21 protein-coding genes and 1 tRNA gene are annotated in these 25,939 nt (G+C 72.1%); 17 read left to right on the top strand and 5 right to left on the bottom strand.

All coding sequences use genetic code 11. The features are described from left to right. The first annotated feature begins 41 nt into the window (after positions 1-41). The 3 genes from DEJ03_RS09820 (at position 42) to DEJ03_RS09830 (ending at position 3,250) form a co-directional block, all read left to right on the top strand. Positions 42-1,313, top strand: coding sequence for an ABC transporter ATP-binding protein (locus DEJ03_RS09820; RefSeq protein ID WP_258370707.1), 1,272 nt, complete (start codon positions 42-44; stop codon positions 1,311-1,313). Next, positions 1,289-2,860 carry an ABC transporter permease gene (locus DEJ03_RS09825; protein ID WP_110864468.1) on the top strand — a complete coding sequence of 524 codons (1,572 nt, stop codon included), beginning with the start codon at positions 1,289-1,291 and terminating at the stop codon, positions 2,858-2,860. The genes DEJ03_RS09820 and DEJ03_RS09825 overlap by 25 nt, the downstream gene beginning before the upstream one ends. 129 nt (positions 2,861-2,989) lie before the next feature. After that, positions 2,990-3,250, top strand: a complete 261-nt coding sequence (locus tag DEJ03_RS09830; protein ID WP_110864469.1) for a DUF3039 domain-containing protein — start codon at positions 2,990-2,992, stop codon at positions 3,248-3,250. 172 nt (positions 3,251-3,422) lie between these two features. Here the strand turns inward: DEJ03_RS09830 and DEJ03_RS09835 are convergent, their stop codons facing one another. Next, positions 3,423-4,712, bottom strand: a complete 1,290-nt coding sequence (locus DEJ03_RS09835) for a nicotinate phosphoribosyltransferase (protein ID WP_027464599.1) — start codon at positions 4,710-4,712, stop codon at positions 3,423-3,425. 115 nt (positions 4,713-4,827) lie between these two features. Between DEJ03_RS09835 and murI the strand changes: the two genes are divergently transcribed. Genes murI through rdgB form a run of 3 tightly spaced genes read left to right on the top strand, consistent with a single transcriptional unit; the run spans position 4,828 to position 6,997 of the window. Then, a complete protein-coding gene (gene murI / locus DEJ03_RS09840) occupies positions 4,828-5,673 on the top strand; it encodes a glutamate racemase (RefSeq protein WP_027464600.1) in 846 nt (281 codons plus the stop codon). Further along, positions 5,670-6,407: a ribonuclease PH gene (rph, locus tag DEJ03_RS09845; RefSeq protein WP_110864470.1), complete on the top strand. Its 738-nt coding sequence runs from the start codon at positions 5,670-5,672 to the stop codon at positions 6,405-6,407. The genes murI and rph overlap by 4 nt, the downstream gene beginning before the upstream one ends. Beyond that, on the top strand, positions 6,404-6,997 hold the full coding sequence (rdgB, locus tag DEJ03_RS09850; RefSeq protein ID WP_027464602.1) for an RdgB/HAM1 family non-canonical purine NTP pyrophosphatase: 594 nt from the start codon (positions 6,404-6,406) through the stop codon (positions 6,995-6,997). The genes rph and rdgB overlap by 4 nt, the downstream gene beginning before the upstream one ends. 88 nt (positions 6,998-7,085) lie before the next feature. Here rdgB and DEJ03_RS09855 read toward each other — a convergent pair whose 3' ends face one another. The 3 genes from DEJ03_RS09855 to DEJ03_RS09865 all read right to left on the bottom strand — a co-directional run bounded on the left by DEJ03_RS09855 (position 7,086) and on the right by DEJ03_RS09865 (position 9,518). Then, the gene (locus tag DEJ03_RS09855; RefSeq protein WP_027464603.1) at positions 7,086-7,793 is read right to left on the bottom strand and encodes a DedA family protein; all 708 of its coding nucleotides are present in this window, start codon (positions 7,791-7,793) and stop codon (positions 7,086-7,088) included. A 144-nt stretch (positions 7,794-7,937) separates the two neighbouring features. Then, a tRNA-Leu gene (locus tag DEJ03_RS09860) sits at positions 7,938-8,018 on the bottom strand. Positions 8,019-8,210: 192 nt separating this feature from the next. After that, the gene (locus DEJ03_RS09865; RefSeq protein WP_110864471.1) at positions 8,211-9,518 is read right to left on the bottom strand and encodes an MFS transporter; all 1,308 of its coding nucleotides are present in this window, start codon (positions 9,516-9,518) and stop codon (positions 8,211-8,213) included. A 56-nt stretch (positions 9,519-9,574) separates the two neighbouring features. Here DEJ03_RS09865 and mnmA point away from each other — a divergent pair, with 56 nt between their 5' ends. From mnmA to DEJ03_RS09910, 9 genes are all read left to right on the top strand, one after another. Continuing rightward, entirely contained in the window at positions 9,575-10,681 is a 1,107-nt protein-coding gene (gene mnmA, locus DEJ03_RS09870; protein WP_031259645.1) for a tRNA 2-thiouridine(34) synthase MnmA, read from the top strand. 66 nt (positions 10,682-10,747) lie between these two features. Beyond that, the gene (gene ligA, locus DEJ03_RS09875; RefSeq protein WP_110864472.1) at positions 10,748-13,078 is read left to right on the top strand and encodes an NAD-dependent DNA ligase LigA; all 2,331 of its coding nucleotides are present in this window, start codon (positions 10,748-10,750) and stop codon (positions 13,076-13,078) included. 186 nt (positions 13,079-13,264) lie between these two features. Further along, on the top strand, positions 13,265-14,695 hold the full coding sequence (locus tag DEJ03_RS09880) for an alpha/beta hydrolase (protein ID WP_110864473.1): 1,431 nt from the start codon (positions 13,265-13,267) through the stop codon (positions 14,693-14,695). A 260-nt stretch (positions 14,696-14,955) separates the two neighbouring features. Then, positions 14,956-17,286, top strand: a complete 2,331-nt coding sequence (locus tag DEJ03_RS09885; protein ID WP_110864474.1) for a transglycosylase domain-containing protein — start codon at positions 14,956-14,958, stop codon at positions 17,284-17,286. Positions 17,287-17,423: 137 nt separating this feature from the next. Beyond that, complete coding sequence (gatC, locus tag DEJ03_RS09890) at positions 17,424-17,723, top strand: Asp-tRNA(Asn)/Glu-tRNA(Gln) amidotransferase subunit GatC (protein ID WP_017887005.1); 300 nt, start codon at positions 17,424-17,426, stop codon at positions 17,721-17,723. 11 nt (positions 17,724-17,734) lie between these two features. Continuing rightward, positions 17,735-19,282: an Asp-tRNA(Asn)/Glu-tRNA(Gln) amidotransferase subunit GatA gene (gatA, locus tag DEJ03_RS09895; protein WP_027464607.1), complete on the top strand. Its 1,548-nt coding sequence runs from the start codon at positions 17,735-17,737 to the stop codon at positions 19,280-19,282. Beyond that, positions 19,282-20,787, top strand: a complete 1,506-nt coding sequence (gatB, locus tag DEJ03_RS09900) for an Asp-tRNA(Asn)/Glu-tRNA(Gln) amidotransferase subunit GatB (protein ID WP_035807593.1) — start codon at positions 19,282-19,284, stop codon at positions 20,785-20,787. The genes gatA and gatB overlap by 1 nt, the downstream gene beginning before the upstream one ends. A gap of 109 nt (positions 20,788-20,896) precedes the next feature. Further along, a complete protein-coding gene (locus DEJ03_RS09905; RefSeq protein WP_258370717.1) occupies positions 20,897-22,120 on the top strand; it encodes a type III polyketide synthase in 1,224 nt (407 codons plus the stop codon). Then, positions 22,117-22,839 carry a methyltransferase domain-containing protein gene (locus DEJ03_RS09910; protein WP_110864475.1) on the top strand — a complete coding sequence of 241 codons (723 nt, stop codon included), beginning with the start codon at positions 22,117-22,119 and terminating at the stop codon, positions 22,837-22,839. The genes DEJ03_RS09905 and DEJ03_RS09910 overlap by 4 nt, the downstream gene beginning before the upstream one ends. 109 nt (positions 22,840-22,948) lie before the next feature. Here DEJ03_RS09910 and DEJ03_RS09915 read toward each other — a convergent pair whose 3' ends face one another. Further along, on the bottom strand, positions 22,949-23,998 hold the full coding sequence (locus DEJ03_RS09915) for a zinc-dependent alcohol dehydrogenase family protein (protein ID WP_110864476.1): 1,050 nt from the start codon (positions 23,996-23,998) through the stop codon (positions 22,949-22,951). A gap of 80 nt (positions 23,999-24,078) precedes the next feature. On the opposite strand from DEJ03_RS09915, the gene DEJ03_RS09920 reads away from it, so the two are divergent. Both DEJ03_RS09920 and DEJ03_RS09925 read left to right on the top strand, forming a co-directional pair. Next, positions 24,079-25,038: a DUF3097 domain-containing protein gene (locus tag DEJ03_RS09920; RefSeq protein WP_110864477.1), complete on the top strand. Its 960-nt coding sequence runs from the start codon at positions 24,079-24,081 to the stop codon at positions 25,036-25,038. A 69-nt stretch (positions 25,039-25,107) separates the two neighbouring features. Beyond that, on the top strand, positions 25,108-25,761 hold the full coding sequence (locus DEJ03_RS09925) for a hypothetical protein (RefSeq protein ID WP_017886998.1): 654 nt from the start codon (positions 25,108-25,110) through the stop codon (positions 25,759-25,761). The last annotated feature ends 178 nt before the right edge of the window (positions 25,762-25,939 follow it).

Here is a 25,939-nt window from a genome sequence, read left to right on the forward strand (position 1 = left end):
GACGGTTCCCGACGGTCGGAGAGCGTTGGTACGGTGGGTCGATGCCAGCGCGAGCAGAGAATGAGGACGTGTACGCCACGGCCGACGCTGCCTGGATGACCGAGGCGGGGGACGCCGACGACGCGGACACCGCCGCGGCTGCTGAGGACGACGCAGCCGACGACGACACGGGGGACACTGATGCGGACGACGCCGCCACTGATGACGCGATGACCGACGGGACGGCGGTCCGCACCGACGCGACGACGGAGAACCACCCGGACGACGCGACGACCGGCACCGACGCGACGACCGAGGCCCGCACCGACGACACGACGACGGACAACCGCACCGACGACGCGACGGCCGCAGCGCCCCGCCCCGCGAAGGCGCGCAACGGCAAGGGACGCACCAAGCGCCCGACGAAGGCCGCCCCGCGGACCGACGCCGCGCCTCCCGTCCCGACCGACGCGGACGACGCGACGGACGTCGCCGACCGGGCGAGCACCGCCGCGCCCGCGGCGAAGAAGCGTGCGCCCCGCACCGCCGCCCCGAAGCAGCCGCAGACGCTCCAGCCCGTGGTGCTCGCAGCGAGCGGCCTGGTCAAGCGGTACGGGCAGACCCTGGCCGTCGACGAGGTCGACCTCGAGATCCGGCAGGGCTCCATCTTCGGCGTGGTCGGCCCGAACGGCGCCGGCAAGACGACGACCCTCTCCATGATCACCGGACTGCTGCGCCCCGACGCCGGCTCGGTGACGGTGCTCGACCACGACGTCTGGGCCGACCCGACGGCGGCGAAGCGCAGTCTCGGTGTGCTGCCGGACCGGCTCCGCCTGTTCGACCGGCTGACCGGCGCGCAGCTCCTCTACTACTCGGCCACACTCCGTGGGCTCGACGGTGCCACCGCCCGGAAGCGCAGCGCCGACCTCGCCGAGGCCTTCGGGCTGGGCGAGGCGCTCGGCCGCCAGGTCGCCGACTACTCCGTCGGCATGGCGAAGAAGATCGCCCTGGCCGCGACCCTGATCCACTCGCCGCGGGTGCTCGTGCTCGACGAGCCGTTCGAGTCGGTCGACCCGGTGAGTGCGGCGACGATCACGGACATCCTGCGCCGGTACACCCGGGGTGGCGGCACGGTCGTGCTGTCCAGCCACTCGATGGAGCTCGTGCAGCGCACCTGTGACTCGGTCGCCATCATCGTCGGCGGCAAGGTCCTGGCGTCCGGCACCATGGCCCAGGTCCGCGGGCGCAAGAGCCTCGAGGACAAGTTCGTCGAACTCGCCGGCGGTCGTGTCGTCGCGGAGAGCATGGAATGGTTGCACAGCTTCTCCGGCTGAGGGCGGACCTGCTCGCGGGCGAGGTCCGCGGCACCGCCCGCCGGTCCGTCGCCGTCGTGCTCGGGAGCCTCGCCGGGCTCCTCGCCGCCGTGTTCGTCGCGTCGCAGACCATCGCCCTCGGTGACGCCGACCCGGACGTCGCACGTGCCGTCATCGTGCCCGTCGGCACCCTGATCACCTTCGGGTTCACGGTCGTGCCGCTCGTCGTCGGCCGGAGTGACCAGCTCCACCCGCGGCGCTTCGCGGTGTTCGGCATCGAGCGCCGTCGCCTGGCGATCGGACTCGTCGTCGCCGGCCTCGTCGGCATCCCGGTGATCGGTGTGGTCGTCGTCGCGGTCGGCCAGGTCGTCGCCTGGGCCCGCGACCCCGGTCTCGGGCTGCTCGCGGTGCTCGGCGGGCTGCTCGGCGTCGCCACGTGCGCGCTCCTGATCCGGGTCTGCTGCACCGTCGGCTCCCGGTTGATCGGGCCGGACCGCTCCCGCGACGCCGGGTGGCTGGTGGCGCTCGTCATCATCGCGCTCTCGATCCCGACGGTGGCGCTGCTGCTGCGCGTCGACTGGCTCGACCCGCAGGGCGCCGAGATGCAGCGCGTCGCGGACGTCGCCGGGTGGACCCCGTGGGGTGCCGCGTGGGCCGTGCCCGCCGAGGTCGCGAGCGGCCACGTCGGCGCCGGTGTCCTGAAGCTCCTCGTCGCGGTCGCCGTCGTCGCGCTCCTCGCCTGGGCGTGGTGGGCACTCGTCGGCCGTGCGCTCGAGACCGTCGACGACCGTGCCCGCACCCGCCGCTACCAGGGCCTGGGCTGGTTCGACCGGTTCGGTTCGGCCCCGGTGTCGGCCGTCGCCGCCCGGGCGCTCACCTACTGGGTCCGCGACCCGCGGTACCGCACGTCGTACCTGATCATCCTGCTCGTGCCGATCGTCGTCATCCCGCTCGGTGTCGCCGGGGTGCCGTGGCAGTGGACCGCGCTCGTGCCCCTGCCGCTGATGGCGCTGATCGCCGGGTTCCTGCCGCACAACGACGTCTCGTACGACAACACCGCCGTGTGGCTGCACGTCGCATCGGGTGCGCCCGGGTGGAGCGACCGGCTCGGCCGCGTCGTGCCCGTGCTGGTCGTGGGGGCGCCCGCGATCGTCGCCGGGGCCGCACTGTCCGCCCGGCTGTTCGGAGACTGGGCGGCGTTCCCGCTGCTCATCGGCGTGAGTGCGAGCGCGCTGCTGTCCGGGCTCGGGTTGTCGAGCGTCCTGTCCGTGCTCATGCCATACCCGACGGTGCGCCCGGGCGACCACCCGTTCCAGCAGCCCCAGGCCGCCGGCGTCACCGCCACCGTCGCGCAGGCGTCCATGGTGATCGGCATCGTGCTCTGCACGGTCCCCGCAGCCTGCCTCGCGGTGCTCGCCGTCGTGCAGGGTCCGGAGCCCTGGTCGGTGCTGACGCTCCTGGTGGGCATCGGGGTCGGTGCCGTCGTGCTCGTGATCGGTGTCTCCGCCGGCGGACGCCTGTTCGACCGCCGCGGACCCGACCTGCTCGCCGCGGCACAGCGCAACTAGCCACACAGCGCAACGAGCGGCGCAGCGCAACGAGCGGCGCAGCGCATCGAGCACCGAGCGAATCCGCGCGACGATCGCCCAGCGCGGACGAGCGGCGCGCCCGAGGGCGGACCGTCGTACCCTGGACCCATGAGCATGACGGAACCAGGCGGCGGCCTCGACGTGATGGACCGGGAGCTCGAGAAGCTCCTCGAAGACGAAGCGATCGAACCCGGTGACCACGAGCGGTTCTCGCACTACGTCAAGAAGGACAAGATCCTGCAGTCGGCCCTGTCCGGCAAGCCGGTCAAGGCCCTGTGCGGCAAGAAGTGGATCCCGGGTCGCGACCCGGAGAAGTTCCCGGTCTGCCGGGACTGCAAGGCCATCTACGAGAAGATGAAGGCCGAGTAGACGCGACCAACAGACGGACGGGAGGCCCGTGGCGACGCCGCCACGGGCCTCCCGTCCGTCATTCAGTCGCTTCGTGAGCAGCAATGGTCGGGTCCGTCACGCAGACCCGGCCATTGCTGCTCACGAAGCGGCGTCGCGCGACGCGACGTGACGCGCGACGCGCGCGCGTGCCCTAGATCACCAGGGTGGGGATGGCGGGGTCGCCGCGCCCGATGCGCGACGCGTCGGCGGGCAGCTCCGCCTTCGCGCGCTTGTGGTGCGCGCGTGCGGCCTCGACGCCCTGCGTGCCGAGGAACGCCGGGTCGACCTCGCCGCCGGTGACCACGGGGACCAGCAGTGGCCGCTCGTCCGGCCCGACCTGCGCACCCGTGAGCACGATCTCGGCGGTGGCGACGCCGTTGCGGAGTCGTCGGCCCGCTTCCTTCCGGCCGCCGATCGACGCCTTGTCGGCCGACTTCTTGGCGACGGGGACCCAGTCGCCGCCGTCCGCGTCCCGGTGCGCGACGAGCTTGAACACCATGCCGGCGGCCGGGTGCCCTGAGCCGGAGACGACCGAGGTGCCGACGCCGTACGAGTCGACCGGGGCGGCTCGGAGCGCGGCGATCGTGTACTCGTCGAGGTCGTTCGTCACCGTGATCTTCGTGCCCGTCGCGCCGAGGCGGTCGAGCTGCGCACGCACGGCGGCGACGACGGACGGCAGGTCGCCGCTGTCGATGCGGACGCCGCCGAGCTTGCCGTCGGTGAGCCGGACGGCCGTCTCGACCGCGGCCTCGATGTCGTAGGTGTCGACGAGCAGGGTCGTGCCGCTGCCGAGCGCGTCGAGCTGCGACCGGAACGCCTGCTCCTCGGAGTCGTGCAGCAGCGTGAAGGCGTGCGCGGCGGTGCCCATCGTGGGGATCCCCCAGGTGCGCCCGGCCTCGAGGTTGCTCGTCGCACCGAAGCCGGCGATGTACGCGGCACGGGCGGCGGCGACGGCGTTCCACTCGCCGGTGCGGCGCGAGCCCATCTCGGCGAGCGGGCGGCCGTCGGCGGCGGACACCATCCGGGCCGCGGCCGAGGCGATCGCGGAGTCCGCGTTGAAGATGCTCAGGGCGAGGGTCTCGAGCACGACGGCCTCGGCGAAGGTGCCCTCGATCTGCAGGATGGGGGAGTTCGGGAAGTAGACCTCGCCCTCCCGGTACGCGCGGACGTCACCGCTGAACCGGTAGTCGGCGAGCCACGAGGCGGTGCCGGCGTCGATGACGCCGCGGTCGCGCAGGAACCCGATCTCCTCGTCGCCGAAGCGGAAGTCGCCGAGGGCGGTGAGGAAGCGTCCGAGCCCGGCCGCGACGCCGTAGCGGCGGCCGTCCGGCAGCCGCCGGGCGAACACCTCGAAGACGCATCGGCGGTCGGCGGTGCCGTCCTTCAGGGCGGCGTCCACCATGGTGAGCTCGTACTGGTCGGTGAGGAGCGCGCTGGTCACGTCTCCGACACTAGTGACGTACCGGTGGGGAGGCCCGGATCACCCCGTGCGCCCGGCCTGCGTGGCGCGCGTGGTCGCGTCGGTGCTGGTCGGCCTGCGTCGGTACGCTGGTGCCGTGACGGATGCACCGATCGGAGTCTTCGACAGCGGGGTCGGCGGCCTCACCGTGGCCCGCGCCATCATCGACCAGCTCCCGCGCGAGAGCATCCGGTACGTCGGCGACACCGTGCACTCGCCCTACGGCCCGAAGCCCATCGCCGACGTCCGCCGCTACGCGCTCGAGGTCATGGACGACCTGGTCGAGCAGGGCGTGAAGGCGCTCGTGATCGCGTGCAACACCGCTTCGTCCGCCGTGCTCCGCGACGCCCGCGAACGGTACGAGCAGGCGTACGGCATCCCCGTGGTCGAGGTCATCCAGCCCGCGGCCCGCGCCGCCGTCAAGCAGACCCGCACCGGCCGCATCGGGGTCATCGGCACCGTCGGCACCATCGCGTCGCGCGCCTACGAGGACGCCTTCGCGGTCGCCGCCGACGTCACGCTGACCACCGCCGCGTGCCCCCGGTTCGTCGAGTTCGTCGAGGCCGGGGACACCTCGTCGCCGTCGCTGCGCGAGATCGCGGCCGGCTACCTCGACCCGATCCGTGCCGCCGACGTCGACACCCTCGTGCTCGGCTGCACCCACTACCCGCTCATGTCCGCCGCGATCCAGTTCGTCATGGGTCCGGAGGTCACGCTCGTCTCCAGCGCCGAGGAGACCGCGAACGACGTCTACCGCCGGCTCGTGGAGCACGGGCTCGAGCGCACCGCGACCACCGCCCCGACCTACTCGTTCGAGGCGACGGGCGACGACAAGAACGGCTTCATCCGGCTCGCCCGGCGCTTCCTCGGTCCCGAGGTCTCGAGCGTCGGCCACCTCCAGACGGGGGCCATCACGCTGCCCCGCACCGAAAGGACCCCATGACCGACACCCTCCGCGTCGACGGCCGCACCGCCACCGACCACCGTCCCGTCACCATCGAGCGGGGGTGGAGCACGCAGGCCGAGGGCAGCGCGCTCATCTCCTTCGGCAACACCAAGGTGCTCTGCACCGCGTCGTTCACCAACGGCGTGCCCCGCTGGCTCGCCGGCAAGGGCACCGGGTGGGTCACCGCCGAGTACTCGATGCTGCCGCGGTCGACCAACGAGCGCATGCAGCGCGAGTCCATCAAGGGCAAGGTCGGCGGCCGCACCCACGAGATCTCCCGCCTGATCGGTCGTTCGCTCCGCGCGGTCGTCGACACGAAGGCCCTGGGTGAGAACACCCTGGTCATCGACTGCGACGTGCTGCAGGCCGACGGCGGCACCCGCACGGCGTCGATCACGGGCGCGTACGTGGCGATGGCCGACGCGATCGAGTGGGGCCGCGCCAAGGGCTTCATCGCGAAGAAGGCCACCCCGCTCACCGACAGCGTGCAGGCGATCTCGGTCGGCATCGTCAAGGGGGAGCCGATGCTCGACCTCGCCTACACCGAGGACTCCGCTGCGGACACCGACATGAACATCGTCACGACGGGGTCGGGCAAGTTCATCGAGGTGCAGGGCACCGCCGAGCACGCGCCGTTCGACCGGGACGAGCTGAACGTCCTGCTCGACCTCGGCCTGGTCGGCAACCAGTCGCTCGCGGCGATCCAGCGTTCGGTCCTGGGTCTGGCGTGACGTCCCGCGAGGTGGTGCTGGCCACCCACAACCAGGGCAAGGTCGTCGAGCTGCGCGAGATCCTCGGGTCGGCGCTGGGCGAGGGTGTCGAACTCGTCGGGTACGACGGCCCCGAGCCGGTCGAGGACGGCGACAGCTACGCCGCGAACGCCCTGATCAAGGCGCGTGCCGCCGTCGCGCACACGGGGCTGCCGGCGCTCGCCGACGACTCCGGGATCGCCGTCGACGCCCTCGGCGGGGCACCGGGCATCCACTCGGCCCGCTACGCCGGTACCCGCTCGGACGCGGACAACATCGCGCTGCTGCTCACGAACCTGCAGGGTGTCGTCGAGCGGACCGCCGCGTTCGTGTGCGCTGCCGCCTTCGTGACGCCCGACGGTCAGGAGCACGTCGTCGAGGCGGTCTGGAACGGCGAGGTGCTGACCGAACCCGTCGGTGACGGCGGCCACGGCTACGACCCGGTGTTCCGGCCGGACGACGCCGACCGCTCGTCGGCGGAGCTCACCCGCGATGAGAAGAACGCCCTGTCGCACCGCAGCAAGGCGTTCCGGGGCATCGCGCCGATCGTGCGGGAGCACTTCGGCGTCTGAGCGCCCGCGCTCGTTCCGTCCCGCACGACCGAAGTCGCCCCGAACCACGTGATCACGTGGTTCGGGGCGACTTCGGTCGTGCAGGGCGCTAGAGCGTCGGGTCGACGGTCGGGGCCGTGGTGGCCTCGGCCTCGTTCGTGTGCTTCGCCTTGCGGGCGTTGCGCAGGTACGTCAGCGCCATCGGCACGACGGTCACGACGACCGCGGCGAGCAGGATGATGTCGATGTACTCGCGGACGATGTGCGCCACGAACGGGATGTGCCCGATGAAGTACCCGAGGAACGTCACGCCGACGCCCCAGACCACGGCGCCGATCGCGTTGTAGAGCGAGTACTTCTTGTAGTCCATCCGGCCGACGCCCGCGGCGATCGGGGCGAAGGTGCGGACGACCGGCACGAAGCGCGCCAGGATCACGGCCAGCGGGCCGAAGCGGTGGAAGAACGCGTTGGTGCGCTCGACGTTCGCCTTCGAGAAGAGCCCGCTGTCCTTCCGCTCGAAGATCGGTGGCCCGGCCTTCTTGCCGATGTAGTACCCGAGCTCACCGCCGAGGAACGCGGCGGCGCCGATCATCAGCGCCGCGACCCAGATCGGGATGCCGCCGATCTCGCCACCGCGGTCGAAGGCGAACAGGCCGGTGATGACCAGCAGGCTGTCGCCCGGGAAGATGAAGCCGATGAGCAGACCGGTCTCGGCGAACACGATCGCGCAGACCACGAGCACGGCGATGGCCCCGAAGTGGTCGAGGATGTACTGCGGATCGAGCCACGGGATCAGGGCGAGTGCGACGGAGTGCATGGTTCTTCCGGTCGTGGAGCGGGAGTCACGGGGAGGACTCCCGCGGGATGAGGGTACCGCCCGGAAGTGACCGGGCCATCCCTCGCAGGGTTGACCTGCTCGAGGCGTGCGGATGACCGCAACGGTGCGCCAGGGGTGACTCGGTGCGGAAGGAGGGACTCGAACCCTCACGCCTGGGGCACAGGAACCTAAATCCTGCGTGTCTACCGATTCCACCACTCCCGCGAGCAGCGGCAGTCTACCGAGCGCGGGGTGCGGGGCGGACGTGCGCCGGGCCTCCAGGCCGTGGGACGCACCGTGCGTGGGACGTGACCCGGTGCGAGCTCGGCGGCTGGGTGCGGCGCTGTGGGTGTGCACGGTGCGGTCAACCGCGCACGGAGCGGAGGAGCGCGCACGGTGCGCCAGCGCGGCAGCGCGTCAGCGCAGCGGGCGCGGCAGGTACCGGGGCACGTACCGGAGCAGGATGCCCGCGCCGACCAGGCCGAGCACGCCCATCACTCCGCTCGCGACGGCGATGGACGCGACGGCGGTCACGCCGGAGATGAGGAGCGGTGCGGCCGCCGACCCGAAGTCGCCGGTGAACCGCCACGCCCCCAGGAACGGTGCCGGGGCGTCGCGCGGGGCGAGGTCCGCGCCGAGCGTCATGAGGATGCCGGAACCGACCCCGTTCGCCAGGGACATGCCCATCGCGATCGCAACGAACCAGCCGATCCGGGCGTCCAGGTGGCCGCTCCAGGCGAGCAGGAAGTAGCTGATGCTCAGGCCGAGCATGCAGGGCAGGGCGCTCGCGAGCCGTCCCCACCGGTCCATGATCTGCCCGCTCGTGTAGAACAGCGCGAAGTCGACGGCTCCGGCGATGCCGATCACGAGGGCCGCGGTCGAGTCGTCGAGACCGACGCTCACCGCCCAGAGCGGCAGGATCACCTGCCGCCCGGCGCGCATCGCACCGATCAGGCCGGCGCCGCTGCCGAGCCGCAGCAGGACCGCCCCGTTCGCGCGGATGGTGCGGAAGAGGCCCTGCGCCTCCTGCTGGACGAACTGCGCGCCCGTGTCGACGGGCGGTTCGGTCGCGTGGTCGCTCGCGTCCGTCGCGTGGTCGGCCGACAGCCGGGAGGCCCGTGGCGGCAACCGCAGGCCGCGTGTGCCCGTCGCGGGGTCGCGCAGCACCAGGAGCACGGTCGCCGCCGCCAGGCAGCAGACGACGTGGATCCAGAAGGCGCTGCTGGTGGTGCCGGTCAGGTGGATGACGCCGGCGGCGATGAACGGGCCGACGAAGTAGCCGAAGCGGAAGACGCCGCCGAGGCTCGACAGTGCCCGGGCCCGGATCCGCAGGGGGATCGCGGTGGTCATGTAGGCGTGCCGGGCGAGGGCGAACACCGCGGTGGAGACGCCGACCAGGAACACCCCGAGCGCCAGGACCCAGGCGTTCGCGGCCGTCGTGGCGACCACGAGCCCGACCACGGACACGAGCGCGGCGCCGGTCATGGCGTTCCGCTCGCCGATGCGGGCGACGACGATGCCGGACGGCACGTCGCCGATGAGCTCGCCGACCAGGATGAGCGAGGCGACGAAGCCCGCGAACGCCAGGCTGGCACCGAGCGAGTCGGCCGCGATCGGGATGATCGGGATGATCGCGCCCTCGCCGATCGCGAAGAGCGCAGCGGGCAGGAACCCGGACAGCAGGACGGACCGGAAGTCGAATGAGTCGTTCCCCGTCGTGGCCATCGCCCGACCAACGGTACGCCAGCGGTACCGCTTCGTCGGCGGGTTACCCTGGACGCATGCGTGTTCTTGCGGCGATGAGCGGTGGTGTCGACTCGGCGGTGGCCGCAGCCCGGGCGGTCGACGCCGGCCACGACGTGGTGGGTGTGCACCTGGCCCTGAGCCGGATGCCCGGCACCCTGCGCACCGGCAGCCGCGGGTGCTGCACCATCGAGGACTCGATGGACGCCCAGCGCGCCGCGTCGGCCCTCGGGATCCCGTACTACGTGTGGGACTTCTCGGCCCGGTTCAAGGAGGACGTCGTCGACGACTTCGTGGCCGAGTACCAGGCCGGCCGCACCCCGAACCCCTGCATGCGCTGCAACGAGCGGATCAAGTTCGCGGCGCTGCTCGAGAAGGCACTGGCCCTGGGCTTCGACGCCGTCGCGACCGGGCACTACGCGTCGATCGTCACCGGTCCGGACGGCTCCCGCGAGCTGCACCGGTCGGCCGCGTGGGCGAAGGACCAGTCGTACGTGCTCGGCGTCCTGACCGCCGAGCAGCTGCAGCACGCGATGTTCCCGCTCGGTGCGACGCCGTCGAAGGACGAGGTCCGGGCCGAGGCCGCCGAGCGCGGGCTGACGGTCGCCCAGAAGCCGGACTCCTACGACATCTGCTTCATCCCGGACGGCGACACCCGCGGCTGGCTGGCGGACCGCGTCGGCACCGCCCCCGGCGAGGTCGTCGAGCGCGACGGCACGGTCGTCGGCTCGCACGAGGGCGCCACCGGCTACACCGTCGGACAGCGCCGCGGCCTGGCCCTCGGCCGCCCGGCACCGGACGGCAAGCCCCGGTTCGTGCTCGAGATCCGCCCGAAGGACAACACCGTCGTCGTCGGCCCGAAGGAAGCCCTCGCCGTCACCTCGATGTCCGGCTCACGGTTCACCTGGGCGGGCACGGCGCCAGCCGACCCCGCGACGCCGTTCGCCTGCGACGTGCAGATCCGCGCGCACGCCGACCCGGTGCCCGCGACCGCCCGGGTGCAGGACGACGTGCTCGTGATCGACGTCGACGAGCCGCTGCACGGGGTCGCTCCCGGGCAGACGGCCGTGGTCTACGTCGGCACACGGGTGCTCGGCCAGTGCACGATCGACACCACGGTCAGCGCCGTCCCCGTCGACGCCTGACCCCGCCGCTCCCGGGGCACACGCTCGCTGCACGCCGCGTCGGTGGTGCACGGTAGAACTGATGCCATGAGCGAGACCGACGCGACGTTCGAGACCATCGACCCCGACGGGCTCGACGCCGCCCAGGCCGCGCGCGAGGTCGACCGGTTGCGCGCCCGCGTCACCGAGCTGCGCCACGACTACTACGAGGGCAACGCCTCGCCCCTGTCGGACGCCGACTACGACGCCCTGGTGCACCGCCTCGACGCGATCGAACGGCGGTTCCCGGAACTCCTGACGCCTGACAGCCCGACGCAGACCGTGGGTGGGCAGGCGCAGACGACGCAGTTCGCACCGGTCGAGCACGCCGAGCGCATGCTCTCGCTCGACAACGTCTTCAGCCCCGACGAGCTCACCGAGTGGGCCCTCAAGGTGCAGCGGGACGCCGGTGCCGAGCGGGTGCGGTTCCTGACCGAGCTGAAGATCGACGGCCTGGCCATCAACCTGCGGTACGAGCACGGTCGGCTCGTCTCCGCCGCCACCCGCGGTGACGGCGTGGTCGGCGAGGACGTCACCGGCAACGTCCGCACGATGGGCACGATCCCGGACCGCCTGTCCGGCACCGGTCACCCGCCCCTGGTCGAGGTCCGGGGCGAGATCTTCTTCCCGGTCGCCGAGTTCGACGAGCTCAACGCCAACCAGCGCGAGGCGGGGGAGCGCGTGTTCGCCAACCCGCGCAACGCCGCCGCCGGGTCCCTCCGCCAGAAGGAAGAGGGCAAGTCCGAGGCGAAGCGGGCACTGATGGTCGACCGGCTGCGGCGTCTGCGGATGCTCGTGCACGGCATCGGGGCGTGGCCCGTCCGTGAACTCGAGCAGGGCACCGACGTCCGCAGCCAGTCCGAGGTGTACGAGCTGCTGCAGACCTGGGGCCTCCCGACGAGCAGCCACTACCGGGTGTTCGACACCATCGACGAGGTCAACGGCTTCGTCCGGACCACGGGGGAGCGCCGTTCGTCGGTCGAGCACCAGATCGACGGCGTCGTCGTGAAGGTCGACGACCTCGCCCTGCACGAGGAACTCGGGTCGACGTCGCGGGCGCCGCGGTGGGCGATCGCCTACAAGTACCCGCCGGAAGAAGTGCACACGACGCTCACCGACATCGTGGTCAGCGTCGGCCGCACCGGCCGTGCCACCCCGTTCGCGGTGATGGCCCCGGCCGAGGTCGCCGGGTCCGTCGTCCGCCAGGCCACATTGCACAACCAGCAGGTCGTCAAGGCGAAGGGCGTGCTGATCGGCGACACGGTCGTGCTGCGGAAGGCCGGCGACGTCATCCCCGAGGTGCTCGGCCCGGTGGTCGAGCTCCGTGACGGCTCCGAGCGCGAGTTCGTGATGCCGACCAACTGCCCCGAGTGCGGCACCGAGCTCGCCCCCGCGAAGGAAGGCGACATCGACCTGCGCTGCCCGAACGCGAAGAGCTGCCCGGCGCAGGTGCGCGGTCGGGTCGAGCACATCGCCTCGCGCGGGTCGCTCGACATCGAGGGGCTCGGTGAGGTCGCGGCCGCGGCGCTCACGCAGCCCCTCCGCCCGGAGACCCCGCCGCTCGTCACCGAGGCAGGCCTGTTCGACCTGACGATGCAGGACATCGTCCCGATCGAGGTCATCGTCCGCGACGCCGAGACCGGCATGGAGAAGGTCGACGACGACGGCACCCCGAAGCGCGTCACGCCGTTCAGCCGGGCGCGCAAGAAGACCGACCCGCCGTTCGACCCCGAGGCACGCGGCGCCGACTACACCGGTGAGCCGAGCCGCTACCCGTCGAAGAACGCGTTCGAGATGCTCGCGAACATCGACGCGGCGAAGACGAAGCCCCTGTGGCGGATCCTGGTCGGCCTGAGCATCCGCCACGTCGGACCCGTCGCCGCCCGGGCCCTGGCGAACCACTTCGGGTCCCTCGACGCGATCCGGTCGGCATCGCGCGAGGACCTCGCCGCCGTCGACGGGGTCGGCGGGATCATCGCCGACGCCCTGCTCGCCTGGTTCGACGTCGACTGGCACCGCGAGATCATCGACCGCTGGACCACGGCCGGCGTGCAGTTCACCACCCCGGGCCACCCCGGCCCGGGCAGCGCCGACGTCGAGGGCGGCGTGCTGAGCGGCGTCACCGTCGTCGCGACCGGGTCACTCGAGGGCTACACGCGAGAAGGTGCGCTGGAGGCGATCATCACCGCCGGTGGCAAGGCTGCCTCGAGCGTGAGCAAGAAGACCGACTTCGTGGCGGCCGGTCCGGGTGCCGGTTCGAAGCTCACGAAGGCCGAGCAGCTGGGCGTCCGGATCATCGACGCCGAGCAGTTCCACCTGCTCGTGACCGAGGGGCCCGCGGCGCTCGCCGAACCGGAAGCGCCCACGACCGAGGACTGAGGACCGACCGGGGCACACAGCACGCCCGGTCGCATCCGCTGAGCGCGGCGCGCCGTTGAACGCGCCCAGTTCGGGGGACAAGTTGCATCGCGCATGGATGATCCGCGGACATCTCCATAGACTCGACCGAGCATCACCCGTCGTCTGCAGGGGGACGTCGGGACGGCCTTCCCGGGGGAGACCCGAATGCTGCTCATCGCTGCGGCTCTGCTCACCGCCTCGGTGCACTCGCTCGGAGTGATCGAGGCCCCAGGCATGCCCCCGGCGCACCAGGTCACGGTCGCCAGCACCGCCACGACCCGCATCGTCCCGGTCGACGACGTACTCTCGTCGGCGTCGGCGTCGGCGTCGGCGTCGGCATCCGTGTCGGCTCCCGTGGCGACGCCGGTGGCTGCAGCGGCGTCGTCCACGACAGCGGTGCGGGTCGACGACCTCGCCGCCGCGCACGGACGCGCCTTCGTCGAGGACCTCGGTGCGCTCGGTGCCGCAGACCTGCGGAGCGCGGCCACCGACCGCGGCGTCGTGGCGACGGTGCAGGACGACCCGCCGCCCGCGCAGACCGTCGCGCAGTGGTGGTCGCACCTGCCCGCCGACGAGCAGGACCGCCTCCTCGTGCACGCGCCCGCCCTGGTCGGGAACCTCGAGGGCGTGCCGTACGCGGTCCGTGACCAGGCCAACCGCGCGACGCTGACGTCCGGCCTCGCCGACGCCGACCTCGGAGCAGCCCGGGCCGCGATGCTCGGGCAGGTCCGGGACTCCCTGGTGCAGCAACCCGGCGACCCGCGGCGCTTCCTGGTGGCGCTCGACACCCGGGGGTCGGGGCGTGCGGCGATCAGCATCGGCGACCTCGACACCGCGGCCGACGTCACCGTCGTGGTGCCGGGCATGTTCTTCACGGTCACCGGGCAGATGACCGACTTCACGAACACCGCCAACGACCTGTCCCGTGAGCAGGCCACCCTGGCGCCGCTCGCCGCCGCGGGCAACGGGTCGGGAGCCGCCGTCGTCGCATGGATGGGGTACCGCACGCCGGACCTGTCCAACATCCTGTCGCTCGGGCTCGCACGGACCGGGGCCGAGCGGCTCGAACGGACCGTCGCAGGGCTTCGCGTGATCCGGGCGGGCGACCAACCGCGCGTGAACATCGTCGCGCACTCGTACGGGTCGACCACGGCGATGACGGCCCTGGCGTCGGGGCGGATGACCGCCGACACCCTGACCGTGCTCGGGTCGCCGGGCAGCGACGTCCGGACGGCGGACGACCTCGCCGTCGCCACCGGGCAGGTCTTCGTCGGCGGTGCGCACAGCGACCCCATCGCGGGCTCCGGGTACTTCGGCACCGACCCGGGCGGGGCGTCGTTCGGGTCGACCGTGCTCGACCTGGCCGGGGGCGCCGATGCGCTGTCGGCCGGTGACATGTTCCGCCGCCCCGTGGGCCACAACGACTACCTCAAGCCGGGCACGGCATCGCTGCACGACGTCGCCCTGATCGGCATCGGACGCGGCGACCTGGTGCGCGAGCAGGTCCGACGCGGCAAGTCGGGTGGTGACGGCATCGTCGGCGCCTCGCCGGACATGTACCTCGTGCGCCCGCAGGACCTGCAGCCCCGTGACTGACGGGCCGTGACCGACGGGCGGTGGGCGGCCGGCCCTGACCGACCGGGCGGACCCGCCGGTCGTGGCGACGCGGTGGACGTGACCCGATCGTGACCGGCGGCCGACGTGGCGGAGCCGATGCGGGCCTCCCGGCCGGATCGGTGCGCCCGCGCGGATCGCGACGCGTCCTCGGAACCGCCTGGGTGGCAACCTGAGCGCGACCGCAGCCTGCACTCGTTCCAGGGCAGAACCAGTACAGCCCTGCTGCCTACGGTGCCGTCATGCGTGTGGTGCGATGGCCTGGTGCTCTCCTGATGTTCGTGGTGATGTCCGTGCTCGCCGGCATGCTCGTCGCCGTCGCCGTGACCCCGGCGGTCGCCGTCGCGGGTGAGGGGACCTCCGGGGCGGTCTCGTTCTTCGAGGACCTGCCGACGTACCTCGACGTGCAGACCCCGCAGCAGGTGTCGTCCGTGTACGCGGAGCAGGGCGGGAAGCAGGTCAAGATCGCCTCGTTCTACGCCGAGAACCGCACGAACGTGACGGCGGACCAGATGGCGGACTCGCTCAAGCAGGCGGCGATCGACACCGAGGACCCGCGCTACTACGACGAGGGCGGCATCGACGTGCTCGGGACGCTCCGCGGGGTCGCCGCGACCGTCGTCGGCGGGGACGTGCAGGGCGGCTCGAGCATCACGCAGCAGTACGTCAAGAACGTCCTGGTGCAGCAGTGCGAGGAGCTCACGGGCAAGGACCAGGCCGCCACCGAGAAGAAGGTCGAAGCCTGCTACGAGGACGCGGCCGGCGTCACGCCGCAGCGCAAGCTGCAGGAGATGCGGTACGCGATCGCGGTGAACAAGAAGTACTCGAAGGACGAGATCCTGACCGGGTACCTCAACATCGTCGGGCTCGGCGGGCGGGTCTACGGGGCCGAGGCCGGGGCCGAGTACTACTTCGGCGTGCACGCGAAGGACCTGTCGCTCGTGCAGTCGGCCACGCTCGTCGCGATCCTCAACAACCCGTCGAACCTGCGCATCGACGTGCCGAGCGACAAGGACAACGGCAAGGCCAACGGGTACGAGCTGACGAAGGAGCGCCGCGACTACGTGCTCCGCCGGATGCAGGCGCACAAGTCGATCACGAAGGCACAGATGACGAAGGCGATCGCGACGCCGGTCACGCCGAAGATCACCGAGACCGCCAACGGGTGCTCGACCGCCGCGACGCACTACGACGCCGGGTACTTCTGCGACTACGTCCGCGACCAGGTGCTGCAGGACCCCGCGTTCGGCAAGACCGCGGCGGCACGCATCGCCACACTCGACACCAAGGGCCTGCAGATCCACACCTCGCTCGACCTCGACCTGCAGGGCCAGGCACAGTCCGCCCTGTCCACCTACGTGCCGGCCACGATGGCCGGCGTCGACGTCGGCGGCTCGAACGTCACCGTGGAGCCCGGCACCGGCCGGATCATGTCGATGGTCCAGAACACCACGTACACGCAGGGGGACAACGCCGCCGCCGGGGCCACGGCGGTGAACTACAGCGCCGACTCCGGGTATGGCAACTCCGGTGGGTTCCAGACCGGCTCGACCTACAAGGTGTTCACCCTGGCCGAGTGGCTCGCCAGCGGGCACACCCTGTCCGAGTCCGTCTCCACCACCGAGCACACGTTCCAGAACTCCGAGTTCACGAACTCCTGCCAGAACGTCAGCGGCGGGGTCTGGCCCGTCGCGAACGCGGAGTCCGTGCCGGCGTCGATGACCGTGCAGGCCGCGACCGTCGAGTCGATCAACACGGCCTTCGGCGCGATGGGCAAGCAGCTCGACCTGTGCAAGATCGCCCAGCTCGCGCAGGCGATGGGGATCCACCGTGCCGACGGGGCTGCCCTCGGCCAGACGCCGTCCTCGATCCTCGGCGTGAACGAGCTGTCGCCGATCGACCTGGCCGAGGCCTACGCGGGCTTCGCCAACGGTGGCATCGTGTGCACGCCCACCGCGATCGACTCGGTGACCGAGGCGGACGGCACGAAGATCACCCCGACGCCGTCGTCCTGCACGCAGGGCGTCTCCGCGGACGTCGCGGGCACGGTCGACTACGCGCTGCAGGGCGTCCTGTCCGGTTCGGGCACCGCGGCGAGTGCGAACCCCGGGGACAGCGTGGCGAAGTTCGCGAAGACCGGCACCACCGACGGCGACGTGCAGAACTGGCTGGTCGCGTCGTCGACGAAGTACACGAACGCCACCTGGGTCGGCAACGTGCAGGGGAGCGTGAGCCTGGCGAACTGGCCGTTCCTGCAGGGCACCACCGGGTACAGCGCGAAGTTCGGGGTCGGGAAGTCGATGATGGCGTACCTCGACCAGACCGTCGGCGGGGGAGCGCTGCCGGCGCCGAGCCAGGCGATGATCGGGCAGGCGAGCAAGTCGTCTTCGTCGTCGTCGGGGTCCTCGTCCGGGCAGGGGACGGCGCAGGACGACCAGACGACGCCGACGGCTGCTCCGGCTGCGCCGGCTGCGCCTGCTGCTCCGGCTGCACCCGCTGCTCCGGCTGCGCCAGCGCCCGCCGCCACGGTGGCCCCGGCGGCACCGGCTGCGAGGGGCCAGAGCGGGAAGTGACCCTCGACGCCCTGGAGGCCCGGTGCCGGTCCGGCGGACCGGCACCGGGCCTCCAAGGGGTTGTCCACAGCCGCGCCTGCGCGCTCGACGCAGCCAATAGACTGTGGGGCATTCCACGAACCGATCGACGGAGCACCATGCCTGACATCACGAGCGAGCAGGTCGCACACCTGGCGAACCTCGCACGTATCGCACTCACGCCCGACGAGATCGAGAAGCTGACCGGGGAGCTGTCGCACATCGTCGAGAGCGTCGCCAAGGTCGCCGAGGTCGCGACCGACGACGTCCCGGCGACGAGCCACCCCGTGCCGCTCGGCAACGTCACCCGACCCGACGTGGTCGGCACGACGCTGACGCAGGAGCAGGCGCTCTCCGGGGCACCCGACTCCGACGGCGAACGGTTCCGCGTGACCGCCATCCTCGGCGAAGAACAGTAGGGCGAAGAACAGTGACTGACGACATCACGAAGCTGAGCGCCGCGGCGCTCGCCGACGCCCTCGTGGCACGCGACGTCTCGAGCGTCGAGGCCACCCAGGCCCACCTCGACCGGATCGCCGCCGTCGACGGCGACGTGCACGCGTTCCTGCACGTCAACCAGAACGCCCTGGCGGTGGCGAAGTCGATCGACTCCCGCCGCGCCGCGGGCGACGACCTCGGACCGCTCGCCGGTGTGCCGATCGCCGTCAAGGACGTCCTGTGCACGCAGGACATGCCCACGACCGCCGGGTCCAGGATCCTCGAGGGCTGGGTGCCGCCGTACGATGCCACCCCCGTCGCGAAGCTCCGCGCCGCCGGCCTCGTGCCGCTCGGCAAGACCAACATGGACGAGTTCGCGATGGGCTCGACCACCGAGTTCTCGGCGTACGGTCCGACCCGCAACCCGTGGGACCTCGACCGGATCCCCGGCGGCTCCGGCGGTGGCTCGGCCGCTGCGGTCGCCGCGCACGAAGCACCCTTCGCCCTCGGTTCGGACACGGGTGGCTCCATCCGTCAGCCGGGTGCGGTGACGGGCACGGTCGGTGTGAAGCCGACCTACGGCGGGGTGAGCCGCTACGGCGCCATCGCCCTGGCGTCCAGCCTCGACCAGATCGGCCCGGTGTCCCGCACCGTCCTCGACGCCGCGCTCCTGCACGACGTCATCGGCGGGCACGACCCGAAGGACTCCACGTCCATCCCGGACGCCTGGCCCTCGATGGCCGCCGCCGCACGCGAAGGGCTGCAGGCGGACACCCTCCGCGGCCTGCGCGTCGGCGTGGTGAAGGAACTCGCCGGGGGCGACGGGTTCCAGGCCGGGGTCACCCAGCGCTTCCAGGAGACGGTCGCGCTGCTCGAGTCGGCCGGCGCGGTCGTCGTCGAGATCGACGCCCCGTCGTTCGCGTACGCGATCAGCGCGTACTACCTGATCCTCCCGGCCGAGGCATCGTCGAACCTCGCCAAGTTCGACTCGGTGCGCTTCGGCCTCCGGGTCACACCCGAGAACGGTGCCACCGTCGAGGACGTCATGGCCGCCACGCGTGAAGCCGGCTTCGGGCCCGAGGTCAAGCGGCGCATCATCCTCGGCACCTACGCCCTGAGCGCCGGCTACTACGACGCCTACTACGGCTCGGCGCAGAAGGTCCGCACGCTCGTGCAGCGGGACTTCCAGGCCGCCTTCGAGCAGGTCGACCTGCTCGTCAGCCCGTCGGCCCCGACGACCGCGTTCCCGATCGGTGAGCGCATCGACGACCCGCTGGCGATGTACCTCAACGACCTCACCACGATCCCGGCGAACCTCGCCGGCGTTCCCGGCATGAGCATCCCGAACGGCCTCGCGCCCGAGGACGGCCTGCCCGTCGGTGTGCAGCTGATGGCGCCCCAGCGTGAGGACGCCCGGCTGTACCGCTACGGTGCCGCCCTCGAGCGTCTGCTCGAACAGCAGTGGGGCGCGCCGCTCATCGCGTCCGTCCCGGACCTCGACCAGAGTCAGCAGTCCGCTGCGCAGGAAGGTGTGATCTGATGGCGCAGAAGGACGCGCTGATGGACTTCGACGAGGCGCTCGAGCGCTACGAGCCGGTGCTCGGCTTCGAGGTCCACGTCGAACTCGCGACGAAGACCAAGATGTTCTCGGACGCCCCGAACTTCTTCGGCGGCGAGCCCAACACGAACGTCACCCCGGTCGACCTCGGGCTGCCCGGCTCGCTGCCGGTCGTGAACGCGCAGGCCGTGCGGTACTCGATCCAGCTCGGGCTCGCGCTCGGCTGCTCGATCGCCGAGTCCTCGCGGTTCGCCCGGAAGAACTACTTCTACCCGGACAACCCGAAGAACTACCAGGTCTCGCAGTACGACGAGCCCATCGCCTACGAGGGCGAGGTCGAGGTCGAGCTCGCCGACGGGACGATCTACAACATCCCGATCGAGCGCGCCCACATGGAAGAGGACGCCGGCAAGCTGACGCACGTCGGCGGTGCCACCGGCCGCATCCAGGGTGCTGAGTACTCGCTCGTCGACTACAACCGTGCCGGTGTGCCCCTGGTCGAGATCGTCACGAAGCCGATCTTCGGCGCCGAGCACCGTGCCCCCGAGCTCGGAGCCGCCTACGTGCAGGTGATTCGCGACCTCGTCCGGGCGCTCGGTGTCTCCGAAGCCCGCATGGAGCGCGGCAACCTGCGGTGCGACGCGAACATCTCGCTGCGCCCTCGCGGGCAGGAGAAGCTCGGCACCCGCACCGAGACCAAGAACGTCAACTCGTTCCGCGCCGTCGAGCGTGCGATCCGCTACGAGATCCAGCGCCAGGCCGCGATCCTCGCCGCCGGTGGCACGATCACGCAGGAGACCCGCCACTGGCACGAGGACACCGGTCGCACCTCGGCCGGTCGTCCGAAGTCGGACGCCGACGACTACCGGTACTTCCCGGAGCCCGACCTGCTGCCCGTCGTGCCGGACCCGGCCGTCATCGCGGAGCTCCGTGCCTCGCTGCCCGAGGCACCGGTCGCACGTCGCCGTCGCCTGAAGGGTGACTGGGGCTTCGCCGACCTGGAGTTCCAGGACGTCGTCAACGGCGGCCTGCTCGACGAGGTCGAGGGCACCGTCGCCGCCGGCGCCGCACCCCAGGCCGCCCGCAAGTGGTGGACCGGTGAGATCAGCCGCGTCGCCAACGCGCAGGACGCCGCCCCCGGTGACCTGGTGTCGCCGAAGCACGTCGCCGAGGTCATCGCGCTCGTCGAGTCCGGCGACCTGACCGACCGCCTCGCGCGCCAGGTGCTCGAGGGCGTCATCGCGGGCGAGGGCTCGCCGGCGCAGGTCGTCGAGGCCCGCGGGCTCAAGGTCGTCTCGGACGACTCCGCCCTGACGGCCGCGGTCGACGAAGCACTCGCGGCGCAGCCCGACGTGCTGGCGAAGATCCAGGACGGCAAGGTCCAGGCAGCCGGCGCGATCATCGGTGCGGTCATGAAGGCCATGAAGGGCCAGGCCGACGCCGCCCGCGTGCGGGAACTCGTGCTGGAGCGCGCACAGCAGTCGTAGGCAGTCCCACCACGGAGGGCACGGCACCGGTCGGTGCCGTGCCCTCCGTGGGTCCCGGTCGCCGTGGGCATCCTGGGGACACGTCAGCGATCGGGTGACAGGATGAGTCGTGTCCGCAACGATCCGCGCCATCGGAACCGCCGTCCCCGAGACGACCCTCGACCAGCCCCGGGTGCGTGACCTGTTCTCCGCCCAACCCGACCTCGGGCGGCTCGGCAAACGGCTCGTCCCCGCCGCCTTCGACGGGTCGGCGGTCGACCAGCGGCACACCGTCCTCGAGGAACTCGACTCCGCGCGTGCCGGTGGGGCCTTCCGTGACGACGACGGCACCCTGCGCTCGCCGTCCACCGGTTCGCGCAACGACCGGTACCGCGAACTCGCACCGCCGCTGTTCGTCGCCGCCGCCCGCGACGCCGTGGAACGTGCCGGCATCGCGCCGGAGGCCGTCACACACCTGGTGACCGTGTCGTGCACCGGGTTCACGCAGCCCGGGCCCGACATCGACGTCGTCGAGCAGCTCGGGCTCCCCGGTGGCGTCTTCCGGCACCACATCGGCTTCATGGGGTGCTGCGCCGCGTTCCCCGCGCTCCGGATCGCCGCGGCGTTCGTCGACCAGGACCCGGACGCCGTCGTGCTCGTGGTCTGCGGCGAACTCTGCACCCTGCACGTCCGCGCCTCGAACGACCCCGACCAGATCGTCGCGAACAGCGTCTTCGGCGACGGTGCGGCCGCCGCGGTGGTCGCCCGCGACGGAGCCGGTCTGCGCTTCGACGACTTCACGACGGCCGTGGTGCCCGAAGGGGCGTCCGAGATGGCGTGGAACATCGGGGACGAGGGCTTCGAGATGGTCCTGTCCACCGCCGTGCCGAAGCTCGTCGGCCTGCACGTCCCGAGCGCCGTGCAACCGCTTCTCGACGGTGGGCTTGCGTCGGACGTGCCGGTGTGGGCGGTGCATCCGGGCGGCCGGGCCATCCTCGACCGCACCCAGGAGTCGCTCGGCCTGCCCGACAGCGCCATGGAGTCGAGCCGGCGGGTGCTGCGGGAACACGGCAACATGTCGAGCGCCACCGTGCTCTTCGTGCTGCGGGACGCCGTCGACGCCGGCCTCGAGGACGGAAGCGCCGTCGTCGCGCTCGCCTTCGGCCCCGGACTCACCGTCGAGAGCGCACGGCTCACCACGGTGCGGACCGAGGCGTCGCCCGCGGCAGAACCCGCGAAGTCGCCCGCGGCAGAACCCGCGAAGTCGCCCGCGGCAGAACCCGTGAAGTCGCCCGCGGCAGAACCCACTGTCGCACCCGCCCGCGTGCCCGTCGCGACCACGGGCGCGGCGTGAGCCGTCAGGGCGGCGGCACCACGGGCCTCCCGGCCGTCGACCTGCGCACCCGCGCGCTCGACCTGATCGAACTGATGGACGACCCGGACTGCGACCCGCGTGCGCTCGCGCGCACGTTCCGGCGCTTCGCCGTCGTGAACGCGCTCGTGAGTGGCTGGCGCGCGGCCTGGCGCTCGCACGTCGTGCCGGCCTTGCCCGCCAGCGGCCGTGGCCGGGTACTCGACCTGGGGTGCGGTGGCGGCGACCTGGCCCGCTCGCTGGTGCGCTGGGCGGCGAGCGACGGGTTCGACCTCGAGGTCGTCGGGGTCGACCCGGACGAACGTGCCATCGCCGCGGCACGGCGGTCGTCCCCGACCGGCGTGACGTTCCGGCAGCAGTCGAGCCGTGACCTCGTCGCGGCGGGTGAGCGGTTCGACGTCGTCGTGTCGAACCACGTGCTGCACCACCTGGGCGACGAGGAACGGCGGGGGTTCCTGGCTGACTCCGAACTGCTCGCGAGCGGGCGCAGCCTGCACTCGGACATCCGTCGGTCGCCGGCGGCCTACCGGGCGTACGCGCTGGCGTCACCGCTCGTGGCGGCGGGGACGTTCATCCGCGTCGACGGCCTGCGGTCGATCCGCCGGAGCTTCACGGTGCCCGAACTCCGCGACGTGCTGCCCGGCGGGTGGCGGGCCGAGGCGGCCGCGCCGCACCGGGTGTTGGCGATCCGCGACGCGTGAGCGGGCGGGCCGCCGGTTGTCCGACGCGACCAGACGACGGACGGGAGGCCCGTGGCGACGCCGCCACGGGCCTCCCGTCCGTCTGCCGGTGCGTCCACGACGCGCGCCGCTACGGGCGCAGCAGCACCTTGATGGCCCGGCGCTCGTCCATCGCGCGGTAGGCCTCGGCGGCTTCGTCGAGCGGCAGCTCCAGGTCGAAGACACGACCGGGGTCGATCGCGCCGGACAGCACGTCGGGCAGCAGCTCGGGGATGTACTTCCGGGCCGGGGCCATGCCGCCCGCGATGGCGATGTTCGTGTCGAACAGGTAGCGCGTGCCGATGGTCGGCACCCCGTGCGGGACCCCGACGAAACCGACGTTGCCGCCGGGACGGACGGAGTGCAGCGCCTGGTCCATGCTCTCCTCGGTGCCGACGGCCTCGACCGCGCAGTCGGCCAGGTCGCCGCCGAGCAGCGCGCGGACCGCCGCGACGCCCTCGTCGCCGCGCTCCGCCACGATGTCGGTGGCACCGAACTCGCGGGCGAGCGCCTGGCGGTCGGCGTGCCGGCTCATCGCGATGATGCGGTCCGCTCCGAGCCGCTTCGAGGCGAGCACGGCGGACAGGCCGACCGCGCCGTCGCCGACCACGACGACGGTCTTGCCGGGGCCGACCGCTGCCGACACGGCCGCGTGGTGGCCGGTCGAGAAGACGTCGGACAGGGTGAGCAGCGACGGCACCAGGGCCGGGTCGACCGGACCGGGGACCGCGACGAGCGTGGCATCGGCGTCCGGGATCCGCACGTACTCGGCCTGTGCGCCGCCGACGGGGTCGCCGTACGCGTCCGTGCTGCCGAACCCGGACAGGTGGTCGCAGCCGGTGGTCATGCCGTTGCGGCAGGCCTGGCAGGTGCCGTCGTTCATGGTGAAGGGGGAGATGACGAAGTCGCCCTCGTGCAGGTCGGTGACGTCGTCACCGACGGCGACGACCTCGCCGACGAGCTCGTGCCCGATCGGACGCGGCTGCTTCGTCTCGGTGACGCCGCGGTAGGGCCAGAGGTCCGATCCGCAGACACAGGCCGCGAGGACCTTGACGACGACGTCCTTGCCGGACAGGAGCCCGGGTCGGTCGCGCTCCTCGACGCGGATGTCGTTCGGGGCGTGGATGATCGCTGCGCGCACGCGCGGGCCTTCCGTCGAGATGATGGGGAACCGGCGCGGTCGACGTCGTCCGGGCCGTCGTCGACAGTACCCTCGTGCGGGTGGACGACGACCGGTACGGCGGCGATGTGCTCTCGGGGGACTGGCGCTCGCGCGGGGTGAAGAAGGTGCGGCAGGTGCCGCTCGAACGGGACATGGTGCTCGAGGACCCGGACTCCGGGTGGGCCGGTGCCGTGGTGGGGCTCGAGGCGGGCAACATCGCGCTCGAGGACTGGAAGGGCCGCACGCGTTCCTTCCCCTTCACCGGGCAGTTCCTGCTCGAGGGTGAGCTGGTGACGCTGGGGCGGCCGTCGGCGCCGGTCGGGCGGTCGGCCGGGGGCGCTGGTGCTGCTGGTTCCGCTGGCCGTGCGGGTGCCGCTGGTTCCGTCCATGCGGACTGGAGGCCCGGGGGCGCGCCCGCCGTGCGGCAGGCGTCCGACGGTGGTCGCCTCCGCACCGCGTCCGGATCGTTCGCCGTGGAGTCGCAGCGTGCTCGGGTGGCGCTCCCCAGCCGCATCATGGTCGAGGGCAAGCACGACGCGGAACTCGTCGAGAAGGTGTGGGGCGCCGACCTGCGCGTCGAGGGCGTCGTGGTCGAGGAACTCTCCGGCGTCGACAACCTGGCCGCCGTGCTCGACGAGTTCCAGCCGACGCGGGAGCGCCGGGTCGGGGTCCTGGTCGACCACCTGGTGCCCGGGTCGAAGGAGTCCCGCTTCGCCGACGCCGTGATGCGTGGCAAGTGGGGCGCGCACGTGCTGGTCGTCGGGCACCCGTTCGTCGACGTCTGGCAGTCGGTCAAGCCGGCGCGGGTCGGGCTGCGGGCGTGGCCGACGATCCCGCGCTCGATCGAGTGGAAGGCGGGCATCTGCCAGGCGCTCGGCTGGCCGCACGCCGAGCAGGCCGACATCGCTCGGGCGTGGCAGCGGATCCTCGGGCAGGTGCGCACCTTCGCCGACCTCGAGCCGGAGCTGCTCGGCCGCGTCGAGGAGCTGATCGACTTCGTGACGGAACCACAGGCCTGAGAACCGGCGATTGCCCGACCGGCGCGGTGTGCCGGGGGTGATCCGCGCCTCCAGGCCTACTGTTGAGGGATGGACGGCATCGACGGTCGCGTGCGGGGCGCGGTCGACCTGTGGCTGCGCTGGCTGCCGCGCTGGCAGATCGGTACCGCCCGCCCGCGCACGCGCATCTGCCGGAAGTGCACCGGGTCCCCGATCGCCGCGGCCGCGGGGTTCGGGCCCGACGTGCCGCACGCCGTCCAGCACGCGCTGATCGGGCGGATCTCGACGATCGTCGAGGATGCCGTCGACGACTACACGGCGAAGAACCTGCCGCTGCTGCAGCGTGAACTCGAGCGGGCGGCGGCCCGGAAGCGGCACGCGGGGTACCAGCCTGCCGAGGGGTTGTCGCCGGAGTTCCAGGGCCTCGACGTGGACCCCGAGCCGTCGCCGGGGTCGCCGTTCCTGTTCACGCTCGGCGAGCTGGCCGGCACCGGTGCGGGGGAGCAGACGCCACGCGAGCCGTTGTCCGACGAGGCGAAGGCCGCGCTCCGGCACGAGATCGCGCTGTCCGACGAGTGTGCGCGGTCGACCGGCACCGCGGTGTGCCTGGCGCTCATCGACCACCGGCCGCGGATCGCCGAGGCCGTGGAACGCCTGGTGGAGCCGCAGATCGAGGCGCTGGTGTCGGACATGTTCCGCGGGTTCGACGGGCCGGAGGACGGCCCGCGCAGCGGGTTGTTCTAGGCGCGGGCGCGGGCGCGGGCGGCGGCCGTGGGTCGAAGCCGCACGGTGCTGTCTGTGTCGGCCCGTGCGGGGTTGACCGCTCGGTGCACGCTTGTAGCGCCGCACGGAGCCACCACGGTGGCACCGTGTGACGAACCTCGCACCGTGCGTGCTTCTCGAGCCTCGCACCGCATCACGA

Origin of the sequence: Curtobacterium sp. MCLR17_043 (assembly GCF_003224215.1) — a bacterium.
GTDB classification, from domain to species: Bacteria; Actinomycetota; Actinomycetes; order Actinomycetales; family Microbacteriaceae; genus Curtobacterium; species Curtobacterium flaccumfaciens.

Bases quoted from the DNA above. Each gene is read 5' to 3' on its own strand.
- DEJ03_RS09880 (WP_110864473.1), top strand. From the start codon at position 13,265: ATGCTGCTCATCGCTGCGGCTCTGCTCACCGCCTCGGTGCACTCGCTC.
- DEJ03_RS09825 (WP_110864468.1), top strand. From the start codon at position 1,289: ATGGTTGCACAGCTTCTCCGGCTGAGGGCGGACCTGCTCGCGGGCGAG.
- DEJ03_RS09855 (WP_027464603.1), bottom strand. From the start codon at position 7,793: ATGCACTCCGTCGCACTCGCCCTGATCCCGTGGCTCGATCCGCAGTAC.
- mnmA (WP_031259645.1), top strand. From the start codon at position 9,575: ATGCGTGTTCTTGCGGCGATGAGCGGTGGTGTCGACTCGGCGGTGGCC.
- DEJ03_RS09885 (WP_110864474.1), top strand. From the start codon at position 14,956: ATGCGTGTGGTGCGATGGCCTGGTGCTCTCCTGATGTTCGTGGTGATG.
- DEJ03_RS09830 (WP_110864469.1), top strand. From the start codon at position 2,990: ATGAGCATGACGGAACCAGGCGGCGGCCTCGACGTGATGGACCGGGAG.
- DEJ03_RS09865 (WP_110864471.1), bottom strand. From the start codon at position 9,518: ATGGCCACGACGGGGAACGACTCATTCGACTTCCGGTCCGTCCTGCTG.
- gatB (WP_035807593.1), top strand. From the start codon at position 19,282: ATGGCGCAGAAGGACGCGCTGATGGACTTCGACGAGGCGCTCGAGCGC.
- DEJ03_RS09925 (WP_017886998.1), top strand. From the start codon at position 25,108: ATGGACGGCATCGACGGTCGCGTGCGGGGCGCGGTCGACCTGTGGCTG.
- gatC (WP_017887005.1), top strand. From the start codon at position 17,424: ATGCCTGACATCACGAGCGAGCAGGTCGCACACCTGGCGAACCTCGCA.
- DEJ03_RS09820 (WP_258370707.1), top strand. From the start codon at position 42: ATGCCAGCGCGAGCAGAGAATGAGGACGTGTACGCCACGGCCGACGCT.
- ligA (WP_110864472.1), top strand. From the start codon at position 10,748: ATGAGCGAGACCGACGCGACGTTCGAGACCATCGACCCCGACGGGCTC.
- rph (WP_110864470.1), top strand. From the start codon at position 5,670: ATGACCGACACCCTCCGCGTCGACGGCCGCACCGCCACCGACCACCGT.